Source organism: Streptomyces sp. NPDC013455, from assembly GCF_040632975.1.
Classification (GTDB): domain Bacteria; phylum Actinomycetota; class Actinomycetes; order Streptomycetales; family Streptomycetaceae; genus Streptomyces.
In genome coordinates, this window is the sequence record NZ_JBEYCX010000005.1 from 297,827 (window position 1) to 310,459 (window position 12,633).

14 protein-coding genes and 3 pseudogenes are annotated in these 12,633 nt (G+C 71.0%); 7 read left to right on the forward strand and 10 right to left on the reverse strand.

The window, feature by feature from the left end:
- Nucleotides 1-83 precede the first annotated feature (83 nt).
- The 7 genes and pseudogenes from ABZ576_RS11730 to ABZ576_RS11760 all read right to left on the reverse strand — a co-directional run.
- Complete coding sequence (locus ABZ576_RS11730; protein ID WP_360739040.1) at nucleotides 84-485, reverse strand: hypothetical protein; 402 nt, start codon at nucleotides 483-485, stop codon at nucleotides 84-86.
- Nucleotides 486-677: 192 nt separating this feature from the next.
- Nucleotides 678-1,916 carry an epoxide hydrolase gene (locus ABZ576_RS11735; RefSeq protein ID WP_360739042.1) on the reverse strand — a complete coding sequence of 413 codons (1,239 nt, stop codon included), beginning with the start codon at nucleotides 1,914-1,916 and terminating at the stop codon, nucleotides 678-680.
- A 147-nt stretch (nucleotides 1,917-2,063) separates the two neighbouring features.
- On the reverse strand, nucleotides 2,064-2,621 hold the full coding sequence (locus ABZ576_RS11740; RefSeq protein WP_360739044.1) for a hypothetical protein: 558 nt from the start codon (nucleotides 2,619-2,621) through the stop codon (nucleotides 2,064-2,066).
- A gap of 131 nt (nucleotides 2,622-2,752) precedes the next feature.
- Entirely contained in the window at nucleotides 2,753-3,130 is a 378-nt protein-coding gene (locus tag ABZ576_RS11745) for a VOC family protein (protein WP_360739046.1), read from the reverse strand.
- Between the two features lie 164 nt (nucleotides 3,131-3,294).
- A pseudogene (locus tag ABZ576_RS11750) lies at nucleotides 3,295-3,654 on the reverse strand (GDSL-type esterase/lipase family protein); the annotation flags it as partial.
- Nucleotides 3,651-3,878, reverse strand: a pseudogene (locus ABZ576_RS11755) (cupin domain-containing protein); the annotation flags it as partial. The pseudogenes ABZ576_RS11750 and ABZ576_RS11755, both read right to left, overlap by 4 nt.
- Nucleotides 3,879-3,920: 42 nt before the next feature.
- Nucleotides 3,921-4,361 (reverse strand): annotated as a pseudogene (locus tag ABZ576_RS11760) (helix-turn-helix domain-containing protein); the annotation flags it as partial.
- A 40-nt stretch (nucleotides 4,362-4,401) separates the two neighbouring features.
- Here ABZ576_RS11760 and ABZ576_RS11765 point away from each other — a divergent pair.
- Nucleotides 4,402-4,644, forward strand: coding sequence for a hypothetical protein (locus ABZ576_RS11765; RefSeq protein ID WP_360739158.1), 243 nt, complete (start codon nucleotides 4,402-4,404; stop codon nucleotides 4,642-4,644).
- On the opposite strand, the gene ABZ576_RS11770 is transcribed toward ABZ576_RS11765, so the two are convergent.
- The 3 genes from ABZ576_RS11770 to ABZ576_RS11780 form a co-directional block, all read right to left on the reverse strand.
- On the reverse strand, nucleotides 4,637-5,893 hold the full coding sequence (locus tag ABZ576_RS11770) for a PQQ-binding-like beta-propeller repeat protein (protein WP_360739047.1): 1,257 nt from the start codon (nucleotides 5,891-5,893) through the stop codon (nucleotides 4,637-4,639). The two genes, ABZ576_RS11765 and ABZ576_RS11770, sit on opposite strands and share 8 nt — an antisense overlap.
- A 373-nt stretch (nucleotides 5,894-6,266) precedes the next feature.
- Nucleotides 6,267-6,785, reverse strand: coding sequence for a hypothetical protein (locus ABZ576_RS11775; protein ID WP_360739048.1), 519 nt, complete (start codon nucleotides 6,783-6,785; stop codon nucleotides 6,267-6,269).
- 56 nt (nucleotides 6,786-6,841) lie between these two features.
- On the reverse strand, nucleotides 6,842-7,264 hold the full coding sequence (locus ABZ576_RS11780) for a DUF1232 domain-containing protein (RefSeq protein WP_360739050.1): 423 nt from the start codon (nucleotides 7,262-7,264) through the stop codon (nucleotides 6,842-6,844).
- A gap of 643 nt (nucleotides 7,265-7,907) precedes the next feature.
- Here ABZ576_RS11780 and ABZ576_RS11785 point away from each other — a divergent pair.
- The 6 genes from ABZ576_RS11785 (at nucleotide 7,908) to ABZ576_RS11810 (ending at nucleotide 12,626) form a co-directional block, all read left to right on the forward strand.
- Nucleotides 7,908-8,075 (forward strand): hypothetical protein, encoded by a 168-nt coding sequence (locus tag ABZ576_RS11785; protein ID WP_360739052.1) that lies wholly within the window; start codon nucleotides 7,908-7,910, stop codon nucleotides 8,073-8,075.
- Between the two features lie 521 nt (nucleotides 8,076-8,596).
- Complete coding sequence (locus tag ABZ576_RS11790; RefSeq protein WP_360739054.1) at nucleotides 8,597-9,574, forward strand: nucleoside-diphosphate kinase; 978 nt, start codon at nucleotides 8,597-8,599, stop codon at nucleotides 9,572-9,574.
- Nucleotides 9,567-10,325, forward strand: coding sequence for a YqcI/YcgG family protein (locus ABZ576_RS11795; protein ID WP_360739055.1), 759 nt, complete (start codon nucleotides 9,567-9,569; stop codon nucleotides 10,323-10,325). The genes ABZ576_RS11790 and ABZ576_RS11795 overlap by 8 nt, the downstream gene beginning before the upstream one ends.
- A complete protein-coding gene (locus ABZ576_RS11800) occupies nucleotides 10,322-11,416 on the forward strand; it encodes a GNAT family N-acetyltransferase (protein ID WP_360739056.1) in 1,095 nt (364 codons plus the stop codon). The genes ABZ576_RS11795 and ABZ576_RS11800 overlap by 4 nt, the downstream gene beginning before the upstream one ends.
- Before the next feature lie 109 nt (nucleotides 11,417-11,525).
- Nucleotides 11,526-12,047 carry a thiamine pyrophosphate-binding protein gene (locus tag ABZ576_RS11805; protein ID WP_360739057.1) on the forward strand — a complete coding sequence of 174 codons (522 nt, stop codon included), beginning with the start codon at nucleotides 11,526-11,528 and terminating at the stop codon, nucleotides 12,045-12,047.
- A 6-nt stretch (nucleotides 12,048-12,053) separates the two neighbouring features.
- Nucleotides 12,054-12,626 (forward strand): thiamine pyrophosphate-dependent enzyme, encoded by a 573-nt coding sequence (locus ABZ576_RS11810; protein WP_360739059.1) that lies wholly within the window; start codon nucleotides 12,054-12,056, stop codon nucleotides 12,624-12,626.
- Nucleotides 12,627-12,633: the final 7 nt, after the last annotated feature.

A 12,633-nucleotide genomic window follows, 5' to 3' on the forward strand; every position in this document is an offset into this window, starting at 1 on the left:
GGCCGGACCGACGCGCCGTGACCACGCGGCGGGGCCCGCCCCCGCGAAGGAGGCGGGCCCCGCGCACGCGCCCGGAGGCCGGCTCAGCACTGACGCAGACCCGGTGCCGGATCGACGGACGTGTACACGTCCACGGCCGGCACGTTGCCCCACTGTCCGTTGTCGAGCTGCGTCCAGTACCAGATGTTGTTCCCGCCGCCGTGGTAGTCACCGGGACCCCAGCACGCGAACCAGCTGAACGACGTGTTCAGCGGCCCCCGCACCGCCGAACTGTACGAGCGGTGCTCATACCCCTTGGCACCCGCGCGGTTGCCGCACCACAGCTTGCCGTCGGAGCGGACCCCGCACTCGGCAGCGGCCTGACCGGCGGGCTTCGCCGATGCCGGCCCGGCGGGCTTCGCCGATGCCGGCCCGGCGGCGGTGAGCAGTCCGGTGGCCAGCGCGGCGGTGGCCAAGGCGACGGAGAGCTTCCTGCGTACGATCATGAGTCCTCCTCGAAGGGAATGCTGGAGACCTGCCGGGGCGAGCCGGGATCACCGAGCCGCCGGCACTTCGAGACTGAGCGGCGCCACCACCGGCTGTCGAGGCTCCTCCTGTTGCCCACTGCGGCAGGAACCGGGAAACCCCCAGGGAAACCCGCGCGCCGGTTCCGTTGCCGGGCGAGCCCGCAGGGCCGTTCAGCTCCTGCGGCCCCGGAAGGTGCGGCGCAGATCGTCCACCCAGGCGTCGGGGTTCTCCCAGGGGATGAAGTGGCCGCCGTGGTCGTGGGCGTTGACGTTGACGTGGTTGAACCACTGGGCCTGCGGGCCGGTCTCGAACGCCCGGACGCGCTCCTCGGCGGTGTGGATGCCGGGAGGGTTCTCGTACGTGACGAAGGTGAGGCCGACCGGGGCCTGCACGACCGGGGTGCGGTCGTGGGCGGGGGACCAGGGGTAGCGGTTGGCGTTGGCGTAGTAACGCATCGACGTGGCGATGGAGTTGTTCACCCAGTAGATCGTGGCGTGGGTGAGCAGGTCGTCCCTGGTGAAGACGGACTCGACGTCGCCGCCGTTGTCGCTCCAGGCGTTCCACCGCTCCAGCAGCCAGGCGAGCAGCCCGGCGGGAGAGTCGCTCAGCCCGTGGGCCAGGGTGGCGCCGTCGAGCATGTGCACGGCGAGGTGGGACGCCCAGCGGTGGTCCAGCTCGATCAACCGGGCGCGGACGCCGGCGGGCTGGTCGTCGCCGAGGGGCCGGTTGCGGGCGAAGTCCCAGGCGCGGGGGCCGCTGAAGAAGTCGAGCGGCAGCCCGGAACCGATGTGGATGCCGTACAGCGCGTCGGCGTACTTGTGGCCGAGCTGGCTGGAGACGAGACCGCCGATGTCGCAGCCCCCGGCGGCGTACTTCTCGTACCCCAGGGTCTCGGTCATCAGGATGTGCCAGAGGTCGGCGACCTTCCAGAAGTTGACGTCCGGGAAGCCGGTGAGCGGGCCGGGGAAACCGAAGCCGGGCAGGGACGGCACGATGACGTCGAAGGCGTCGGCGGGGTCACCGCCGAACGCGGCCGGGTCGGCGAGCGGGTCGATCACCTTCGACCAGTGCCAGAACGTCCACGGCCAGCCGTGGGTGAGGATCAACGGGATCGGACGGGGGCCGCGTCCGGGCTTGCGCAGGAAGTGCACCGGGACACCGGCGACGCTCACCTGGTAGTGCTCGTGGACGTTGAGGGCGGCCTCGGCCGCACGCCAGTCGTAGTCGTCCCGCCAGTAGGCGACCAGCTCACGCAGAAAGCCGTCCGGGACGCCGTAGGACCAGTCTCCGTTCCCCTCGTCCAGCGGCGGACGGGTCCGTGCGAGACGGGTGCGCAGGTCGTCGAGGACGTCGTCGGGCACATGGAGGGCGGTGGGTTCCAGGGGGAAGACGGGCTGTGGGGTGGTCATGGCGTGATTCCTTCCGCCGGGTAGGGGCACGCGGTTGTCGCCGCCTGAGGCGCCAGGCCACGGGTGGTGTGACGGAGCGTGGCACCTGACCTCATCGGCAATCCCTCGTGCATCACATCGAGCGGCATGCTCGGCGCGCCCGCCGCGTCACCACCGGGCACGCACCACGCCGTCGCCGTCAGGCAGGACGGCGCAGAACAGCGGGTGGCGTTCGTCGTAGTGCAGGGGCAGGGCACAGGCCGCCCGGGCCCCGGCCACCACGGCCGCGAGCTCCTGGTACTCGGTGTCGTCGACGACCGCGTGGCCGATCGTTCCGTCCTGCGCCTCCCACAGGACGTCCCCCGCCTCCAGCCGGCACCAGGCGCCCTGGTCGCGGAGCATGGCCCGGACCAGCTCCAGAGCGACCGGAAGGGAAACCTCGGCCCCGTCGTGGTAGCCGGTCAGGTCGGGCGGGAAGAGACCGCCGAGGCCGTGCCCGTCGACCGGCGGCTCCACGCCGAAATGCACGGAGCCGGTGACCCAGGGATCGCGTATCTCCAGCCGGTCGATGCCCGAGGCCTCCGCGAAGGCGGAGATCGCCGCCAGGTACGCCGCTTCCACCGGTCCGTGTTCACTGACCGTGTCTTCGGCACCGGTGTAGTAGCCGTGTTCGTCACGGTCGGCGGGATCGTACTTGGTGATCCGGTGGACGAAGGACGGCGGCACGCTGCTCCCTGGACGGGCGGAAGGGGTCCCAGCGTAGATCCCGATGCCGTCCCTGAGCGAGGCGACCGGTCAGCCGGCGCCCAGCCGGGTCACGGCAGCGGGAACGACCGGGACAGGGCACGCCGCCGAAGTCAGCAGTCGTCGGCGTCCGGCGTCGGCTGGGTGAGGTTGACGGGGTTGCCGTCGGGGTCCGCGACGTGGGCGACGCGCTGTCCCCACGGCATGTCGTTGGGGCCGCTGCGGACCGAGCCGCCCAGCGCCGCCACCCGGCCGAGTGTCTCCTCGACGTCGTCGACACCGATGCTGAGCAGGATCCGCGACGCCGCCCCGGACCCCGCATCCTCCCTGGCCACCAGCCCGAGGTCGGTGTCGCCGATCCGCAATCCCAGGTAGAAGACCGGGCCTTCCGCCGGGACCCGGAAGATCTCCTCGGCGCCGAACAGTTCCGTATAGAAGCCGAGCAGAACGTCCAGCTGGGCAGTCACGATCACTGGCTGGATGGTGGACATGGCACTCCTGTCGAGAACGGTCGTATCGCTGGGGTGGACCGTGCGAGGACGGAGAACTCATCGGCGACCCGACCCCGTCGGAGATCCCGCGACGCACAGGCCCGCCCACCACAACCGGAGGTCTTGGTGACCGGACGGGCTGCGGTTCGTGTCCGGAGTGGCAGACCGATCGTCGCGTCGGTCTCCGCTCGCAGCCGTGCGACGACGGCCTCCAGACACTGCTGGAACCAGCCGGCCGACGGTCGTTCGGGGAGCTTCTTGCGCTTCATGGCAGCCTCGACGGGGTAGCCGGCGAGGCTCGCTCGGGCGTCGTTGGTCCCGATCAACACGGTGATCACATCGGGCGGGTTCGTGACGACGGCATCGAGGCGCTGCAAGAGGTTGTAGGCGAAGCCGGCGTTGACGCCGAAACGGGCAAGCCGCACGTCACCGGGAGGGTGGCGTCGTCCGAGAAGATCCAGGTAGTCGACGCTGAACTGCGCGCGGGTGAGGCTGTCGCCGAGGCACGCGATGCGTGTCGTCACGGCGCTTCCTCCGGGCTGGGCGTGCCGACGCGTTCGGTCGGCCGGGTGTCGGTCCGAGAACGGTGGTCGGTGCCGAGGGTCGCGGTGATGGCCAGGAGGGACGTCGGCCCCTCCATGTCGACCACGTGCCACACCCCGGCCGGGTTGATGGCGGCCTCGCCCGGCCCGAGCAGAACGCGGTCGGGCACCCCGTCCACGTCGCGGGTGACCGTCACGGACCCGCTGACAAGGGAAGAGAAAGCGGGCGACGGGCGGACGGTTGGCGGCTACCCGGCTCCGAGGAGGACTTCGCTGCGGCGCCAGGCCGTCGGCGACCGGCCCGTGAACTCGCGCCAGTCCCGGACGAGATGGGCCTGGTCGGCGTAGCCGGAGACGGTTGCCACATCGCCCCGCGGGAGCGGGTCCCGCGCCGCCGCCAGTTCGTGCGCGTGCTCGAAGCGCAGGACCCGGGCGAAGGTCTTCGGCGACAGGCCCACCTCACCGCGAAACCGCTCGGTGAGGTACCGGCGGCTCCAGCCGAGGTCCGCGGCGACCGCACCAATGTGGACGCAACCCCGCGCGGCGACGAGGCGGCGCCACGCCTCGGCTACCTCGGGGCGCACCCAGCGCGCATGGTCGCCGCGGCCGACAGCTCGGAGGAGCGATTCGTCCAGCGCGGTGAACCGCGCCGCCCAGGTTGTCGCCGATCGGAGCCGGTCGACCACCTCGCCGGACCGCCTCTCAGGTGGTCCGGCGGAGCGAGGCAGATTGCGACCAGCCGGCCACCGGGAAACCGTCGTCCTCGCCGGGGGTGCCAGGGACGAGTACGAGGCGACGGGCATCACGCTGCCGCTCCTGGACCGCCGGCCCCGCAGCATGGCGGGCGCACTCGTGGACGTCCCCCTGCCCGTCGCGACGCTCTGCGCGGACGACGGTCAGCGGTCACCTATGGGAGACCGCTTCCTGCGCCGCCCTGGACTTCGTCATGCCGCGCTGAGCGCGGTCAGGTGAGACGGCGGCCGGTCTCCGCGTCCGCGCAGTGCAGCCGGTACCTGTCCGCGGTCCGGCTGCGCGAGGAAAACAGCACGCGGTCGGAGCCGAGGGGCACCGGCCAGCTGTCATACATGTCCGTGGCCGTCGTCCACAGCACCCGGCCGTCCCGGACCGCGGCGACGGTCCGGCCGTCGGAGAGGAAGAGGTGACTCGGGCCGGCGACCGTCCGCGGCAGCGTCACCGCCCGGCCGTCCGGCGCGGTCACCGGCAGTGGCCGCGGGCCGGACCCGCCACCGCACTGGGCGGCGTACACCTGGTCGCGGCGACCGGCGACGGCGTACACCCAGTCGGCGACGCAGACCGGGTCCTCGGAGAAGGACGTGAAGCGCCAGCGGGCGAGCCGCCATTCCAGCAGGGGCTCGGCCGCGGTCAGGCCGGAGTGGGCGTAGAGCTGCAGGCGCCGGCCGTAACTCTGCGCGAACAGGGCCCGGCCGCCGTCGAGCAGGACGGGCGGCCGGGAGAAGTGTCGCAGCGCCCGCCGCGGGAAGCGGGTGGCAGCGAGCTGTTCACCGGTGTCCGACGCACGCAGGGACAGTTCGGGCTCGGTGCCGTCCTTCCATGCGTGGAAGACCGCCGCGTCGTCCGTCCCCTGCTGCCCGGGCTGGGGACTGCCCGGTCCGGGAAGGGGGCTGCCGTAGCCGCTGCCGTACCCCTCGCGCCACAGTTCCTCACCACTGCGGGCCTCCAGCGCGCGCAGGCCCCCGGTGTCGAGGATCACCCGCTCCCCGCGCACCAGCAGGCGCCAGATCCGATCGAACTCGTTCTCCCACAGCACTTCGCCGGTCAGCGCGTCGACACCGGCGATCTTCCCGCGCTCGTCGTAGGTGTTGTTCCACAGCACCAGCGTCGAACCGGCGGCCGCGACGCGGTGCAGGTCACTCTTGATGCGCCTCCACCGCACCGTGCCGGTCACGGCGTCCAGGGCCACATACCCACAGCGCCCGTGCTCCCTCTGTACGGGGATCACGACGACCTCGCCCACTGGCACCGGACGTGCACTGTCCGGCTCGGTGAGCGGCGCGCTGCACCACAGCACTCGGCCGCGGTCCGGGTCGACGGCGGCGAGACGTCCGTCCGCTACAGGCAGGTAGACGGTGCCGCCGGCCACGACCGGCCGGCCCAGCACTCCAGGCGGCGCGCCGAGCGTCCACCGGCGGCGCTCCGTATCGGCGTCGACCGTCAAGGGCAGTCTGTCTTCGATTTCCACGGCACGTACTCTCGGGCTGGGGAATGGCATGGGCGGGGGGAGCGACCCAGAGCGTAGCGCTCGGCCTTGCGGCGACTCGCCGGCGGCTCCGCGGGGCAGGGGGCGGGTACCGTCGCCGCGGCGCCAGCCGGAGCACACCATCTGTACCGACCACGACGGTGAACAATGAGGCCGGCTCTGCCGCCGGCTGCTCCGCGGACCAGCCATCGAAGTCATCCGCCGAGGCGATCCGACGCCCGCCGTCACCAGTCCGTACCGCAGCTTTCAGCTCGGCCGGTCCTCCACGTGGCCAACCGCGACGAACTCCTCAAGCTGATACACGACGCGATCGTGGCGACCGTCACCGTGAAACTCGTCGACCCAGCGAGTACACCTAGCGGCCGACGGTGCTCCAGTCGGCGGGGGCCGGCGGCACCGTACGGCCCGCGGCGTGTTCGCGAAGGCGCCGGGTCAGTTCCGGCAGGTCGTAGCCGGGGAAGCTCACCTGGAGCAGTCGCAGGCCGAAGTCCGAGGGCTGGTCGGCGCGGAACATCGCCGCGTCCATCGGCTTGATCGTCACCTTCCAGGCGTCCGGGGCGGCCCAGTGAGTCATCCTCACGTAGAAGGCGTCCCGCGGACCGGCGTTCGCCACGGCCGAGAGGAAGGCGAGGCCGCTGTCGACCGGGAAGTCGATGAGCATCCAGCCGCGGTGGGACTCCACCCACTGCGCCATGTGCGGCAGCTTCTCCGGCCAGCTCGCGTTGCTCTCGGCCAGGTCCTGGCAACAGGTGAACGTGTCGAGACCGCACTCCCAGATCGCCTGGATCGTGGGGGCGAGTCGTTCGTCGATCTGCGCGTGGCGGTCACCCACCCGGACCGGGACGGTGGGATGCGTGCCTTCGTAAGACGTCATCGCAGGAGCATAGGAGGCGGGTACGACACCGAGACCGGAGGAACCCCGGGTGGTGATCAGCTCGGCCCGGCGTCGTGCCCTGTGCGCCGGAGTCCGGCGAGGCGGGCCAGGGCGGCGAAGCCGTCGTCGGTGCCGGGCCAGTGTGCGCGGACGGCGTCGATGCCGGCTCGGCGGACGACGGAGCGCAGGGTGCAGGCGACGATGATGGCGTCGTCGGCGTATCCGATGACGGGCAGGAAGTCGGGGATCAGGTCGATGGGCAGCGCCAGGTAGACCATCAGCGCGCCGATGCGGATCCGTACGCCGCGGGGCAGTGCCGGGTCCGCGGCGAGGCGGCGCAGCAGTCGGACCAGGTCCGGCAAGAGGCGTACGGCTTCGGCCAGCAGGGGTCCCTTGGGGCGGATCACGAGCAGGGCGATCAGCAGGGCCAGCCAGGTGGCCAGCAGGCCGGCTCCGACGGCGAGGAGAATGTCCCACATGTGATGCTCCGTTACTCGACGGCGTGCAGCTTCGCCGACGACGGCAGCGCGCCGGCCCCGGCCCGGTGGTTCGACGACCTCGCCGTACTCGGTGGCGCGCTCGGCACACGGAACAAGGGTACGCACCATGTGCCGGGCGCTCACCGGGCGGGCGCGCGCGGACCTGCCGACATCGCCGATGCGGTACGGAAACAATGGGCAGCCACATCACGCGATGGGGGCGGGCGTGTTGCCATTTCCGCGGCAGGGAAGCGGCCCGGGCCGGGGCTGGCCGAGGTACCTGACAGCCGTCGCGACCGGAGCCTGTGCGCTGGCACTCGCCGCCACCTGGACGACCGGCCCCCTCGCCACCGGAACCGGAGCGGCCGCCATGACCACCGGCACCGGCGTGATGCTCGTGGACGTCGCCACCGGATCACAGGCGTGGACGGCCGTGTACGGCCTCGTGGCGGACCACACCGGCACCAATTGGCGTTCGTGATGCGCAGCGATGCCTCGGACCGGGCGATCCGCACACACTCGCCATCGTGAGCACCGCGGCGGCCTTCGCCGCCCGGGCAGGCCGGACGGGCGAGGCGGTGGCGGCGTTCACCCGGCTGGTACCGACCGCAGCCGGGTCCTCGGCGCCGGCCACCCGCACCTGGTGCACTCCCGCCTCCCGAGGTGCCAGACGCTGATCGCCGAGGGCCGTATCGCGGAGGCGGCCGGAGAACTCACCCGGATCCTCGCTCAGGCGCAGCGCGCGCTCGAGCCCGGACACCGCCACATCGACACCGCGAGGGCCGTGCTGGACGTCCTGCGGCAGGGCTGATGCGGCGAAACGCTCCGTAGGTAAACGCAAGGGGCGTACGGAACAAACCGTAAGGTTGCGACGTGCATATTCGGCCGTCAACTGTCCGCCTGGCCAAATCCGCACATTCAGGGTGATGCTCCGTGAAGATCACACCGCATCGCGGTCGGCGGCCCGATGAACCCCCAGTTGACACCGTGATAATAGAGGACAAAGTCAACGCAAGGTGCCTGTGGGGCAGGATGGCTTGACTCCCCTGCCTCACCTGTCAAACCCGTTGACCAACCAGATGTGACTACTTAGCTTTACGTGAATAAGTGACACGTACACCGGATAACCCCAGGGGGAATCCGGCACCGTCGGAGCACAGCGCCACAATTCCCGGGCGTCGCACGGCGGCTGCCCCACGTGTCACGAGCCGGCGTCGGGCGCCGTTATTCCATGGCGCCGGCCCGCGCCCGAGATGGGCCGTACTTTCGTCCTCGACTACACCTGCCAGCAGAACACGCGCTATTGCAAGTCGTTCACGCAAGTGTGAAAGGATGCGAAGAACTGTGGACTGGTCCCGCAGTGTCGTGGTGGTGGTGAGCCCGGATTCCTTCATTCGTGGTGTGGGTCGCCGCATCGTGGACGAAGTGCTGCTCTCCGGCTGCGAGGAATTAGCGGCGCGGGTCGTGCAACCAGGCAGTCTGCTGTTGGACACCATCTACGACGACCTCGCCCGCAAACGAATATATTTCGGCACCTACCGGTACCGCGCAATCGACGCACTCTACGGTCTCGGCCCCTCGCTGGCGCTCCTCCTGCGGGGTTCCCCCGGCATCCACCAGCAGTTCACCCGGCTCAAGGGGTCCGGCCCGCTGGAAAAGGCGTCCCGTTCCTCCTTGCGGCTCCGCTTCGGTGCCGTCAACACGATCCTCGGGCTCCTGCACGCCTCGGACAGCCCCGAAGAGGCCGAACTCGACTGGCAGACCTTCTTCGTCAGGGACTGGAACAACCCGGGCCCCAGCGAGCTGCCCGAGTCCCCCACCCGCCTGAGCACCCCTGGGGCGCGCGTGCTCGCCGGTCTCCTCGACAGCCCGCCCGGTACCGGCGAGAGCCGGGGCTTCCTCCAGGTCCGCGACCAGCTCAGGCGCGGCCTCGTCGCGCACCTGTGGGAACTCCTGCCTCAGCCGGAGGGCGCACCCATGGCGCAGCGCCTGGCCGCGCTCGACGGGGGCCCGCTGAGCGGGGAATTCGTCACCGCGATGGCGAAGAGCCTGGACGGGTCGGCCGATCTCCTGCTCCGGAAGGCGCTCACCGCGTCCTTCACCCCCGACGAACCGCCGCTGGACACGGACAGGCTGTGGCGGACGCTGGAAGGCCACGGCATCACGGTCGACCCCTGGGCCCGTGCCGTGCTCACGACCTGCCAGTACTTCCCGCCCCTCGACCCCGTCGAGGACCCGCGGGAGTCCGGTCGCTCGGCGGTCGCTGCGCAGCTCACCCACTCCGGCACCGAACCCGCGGCTCATGGCTGAGGCGGCGACGGCACGGCTCTGGGCCGGCGCGGAGGGGGCGATGCCGCACGGCACCCCGCGATGGGCCGTGGAAGAACGGCGCCGAGTGCGCGGCACCCTCCTCGGCGTCCATCCCGCCCCGTACCCCTGCCACTTCGGGTCCATCGGCGAGAACAAGGGAACCAACCACTACACCTACTGGGATCTGGACCACGACTTCGCGGACGAGGCGAAGGCCGTGGCGCGTGATCTCGAAGCGTTCGTCGAGAAACAACGCGCTCTGCCGGAAGAACGTCTCTCCCTGCTCATCATGGCCGGGCCTCCCCAGGCGCACAGGGATTTCGCCGGGTACCGGGAGTGCTTCTGGCGCATGCTCTCGGCCCTGCACGAACACGACCGGCATCCGTGGCCGGCCGGAGTTCCGGACGACCCGCAGGACCCGAAATGGGAATTCGCCTTCGCGGGAGAACCGCTCTTCACCTTCGGCACCTGCCCCGCCTATGGCCCACGCCGAAGCCGGACGCTGGGTGAATGTTTGGTGATCGGCGTGCAGTGCAGAAGCGTCTTCACGTCCATCAGCGGTTCCACGGCAGCCGGCCGCGCGGCGAAGAAACGTATCCGCCGGAGCCTTGCCGAGTACGAGGACGTTCCCCTTCTCGCGGACGCCGGGGACGGCCAGGGTTCCACGGCAGAGAAATGGAAACAGTATTTCCCCGAGGTCGACGGCCAACCGCTGAGCGGGAATTGCCCTGTCCGCTGGGAGAAACAGTGACACGACCCGATACGGCAGCCGTCCGCACCCAGGCCCCGGTTCTCGTGGTCGACGAGGAACTCCCGGACCAGTGGCCCGACCGCACCTTCCTCACCTCGCCCGCGTGGCTGAAGATGATGGGCGACCGGCCGCCCGGCCGCGGCCATTTCTTCCGGCTCGTACAGGACGGCGTCACCGTCGCCGCGACCACCGGCTATCTCATCGAGGACCCCGACTGCTACGAGTCCTTCAACATCCACGACCTGCTGTGGCGGGACCCTCCCGTCTTCCCCGACCAGGGGAGACCGCCCGCACGGGGGCCCGAGCGGGCCGCCTGCTTCCCGTTCCTCGCGATCGTGCAGCCCGGCTACGACTGCGACGTGGTCACCCCGGGGCAGCCCGGGGAGGAAGCGGTCCGTGGCCTCCTCGCCGAGGTCACCCGGTGGGCGCGCCGGGCGGGCGCGGTCTGCGCGGCCGTGCTCTACGCGGCCGGCACCGCGCTGCCCGCGGCGCTGGACGCCGAGGCGACCTGGCACCGGCGACGCGGCACGGTGCGGTCCGTTCTCGACGTCCCGGCGGGAGGCTTCGACGACTACGTCGCCGGCCTGCGCAAGACGAGCCGGCAGAAGGTCCGCTGGGACCTGCGCGACCTGGCGGGCGCCGGGGTTCGCACGACACGCGCCGACGCGGCCGGGCTCGGGGCCACGGAAGTACGGCTGCGGATGAACCTCGTCGCGAAGTACGGCGGATACAGCAGCCGGGATGTGGAGTGGTCCAGGCTCGACCGGCTCGTCGCGCTCTTCCCCGCGGACCGCCTCCGCCTCTTCCGCTGTGCCACGGCCGACGGAGACATCGTGGCCTTCAGTCTCTTCATCGTGTACGGCGACCAGTGGCACGTGTTCTGGTGCGGATTCGACTACACCAACCCGGCCTCCCGCAGGACGTACTTCGACGTGATGTTCTACGCCCCGGTCCGCGCCGCCCAGACCGAGGGGGTCCGGGTGATCGACTACGGCCTCGGTTACGAGCAGAGCAAGAAGTGGCGGGGGTGCCACGGCGCGCAGCGCGACATCTGGGTCACCGACCTCGGCGGGGGCCTCACCCCGTGGTGAGGGCCCGCCGCCCGGGGCGGCGGACCGAAAGGGACACCGGCATCCGGCGCGCACACCGGTGCCGGGTGAGCGAAGCCATCGCCGGCCGACGGGAGACACGGTCTTGAACGTGGACACCACACAACAGGCAGCTGAGAACTCCGCGCTGATCGACGAGGTCTTCTCAGCGGGATTCGACTTCATCACAGGCGTGCCGGACTCCTATCTGGCCGGTTTCCTGAACGCGCTGGCCGCGCACGAGCGGGCCGACGAGTGCTTCCTGCCCGGGACACGCGAGGACAACTGCGTCGGCCTGGCGGTCGGGGCTCACCTCGCCGGTGCCACACCGCTGGTATTCATGAAGAGCGCCGGGCTCGGCACCTGCGTCGACGCCCTGACCAGCCTCGCGCTGGTCTACCGCGTCCCGGTGGTGCTGCTCGTCTCCTGGGCCGGACACGACGGCCGCGACGTGCCCCACCACAACGTGATCGGCCAGCCGGCCCCCGCCATGCTCCAGGCCCTCGGCATCCCGGCCCTGCGGTGCCGGTTCGGCGACACCGCGGACCTCGCGGAACAACTGCGCGTGGCGCTGAAGGAAGCGGCCCTCGTCCGCGGCCCCGTCGCGGTGCTGTGCGCCCCGGAAGGTGAGTGAGACCGGATGCTGACCAGAGACGACGCCCTCGCCCGGATCGCCCGCACGGCCGAGGCCGGGAACGCGGCCGTGTTCATCGGCAACGGGCTCAACCCGCGGGCACTGCACGCGATCGCCGACCGGGACGAGAACTTCTACATGATGGGCAGCATGGGCCTCGCGCTGCCCCTGGCCATCGGGTTCTCCCGGTGGTCGGGCAGGACCGCGCTCGCGGTCGAGGGCGACGGGAACACCCTCATGGGCATGTCCGCCATGGCGCTGGCCCCGGCCGCACGCGGGCCGCTCGTGCACATCGTCCTCGACAACCAGGTCTACGAGAGCACAGGCGGGCAGCGGTCGCCCGCGCCCGGCTTCTCCTTCGTCGGACTCGCCCGAGCCGCCCGGTACGCCACGGCCGTGTCGGTGACGGATCCCGCGGCGTTCTCCGCGGCGCTCTCGGAGGCGATCGGTGCGAAGCAGCCCGGGTTCATCCACGTACGCACGGCAGCCGGCTCGGCACCACCGCCCCCTCGGGTCCCGTACCACCCGGCGGACATCACCGCCCGGTTCACCGCCCGCTACCGGACACGTCACACCTGACGAAACG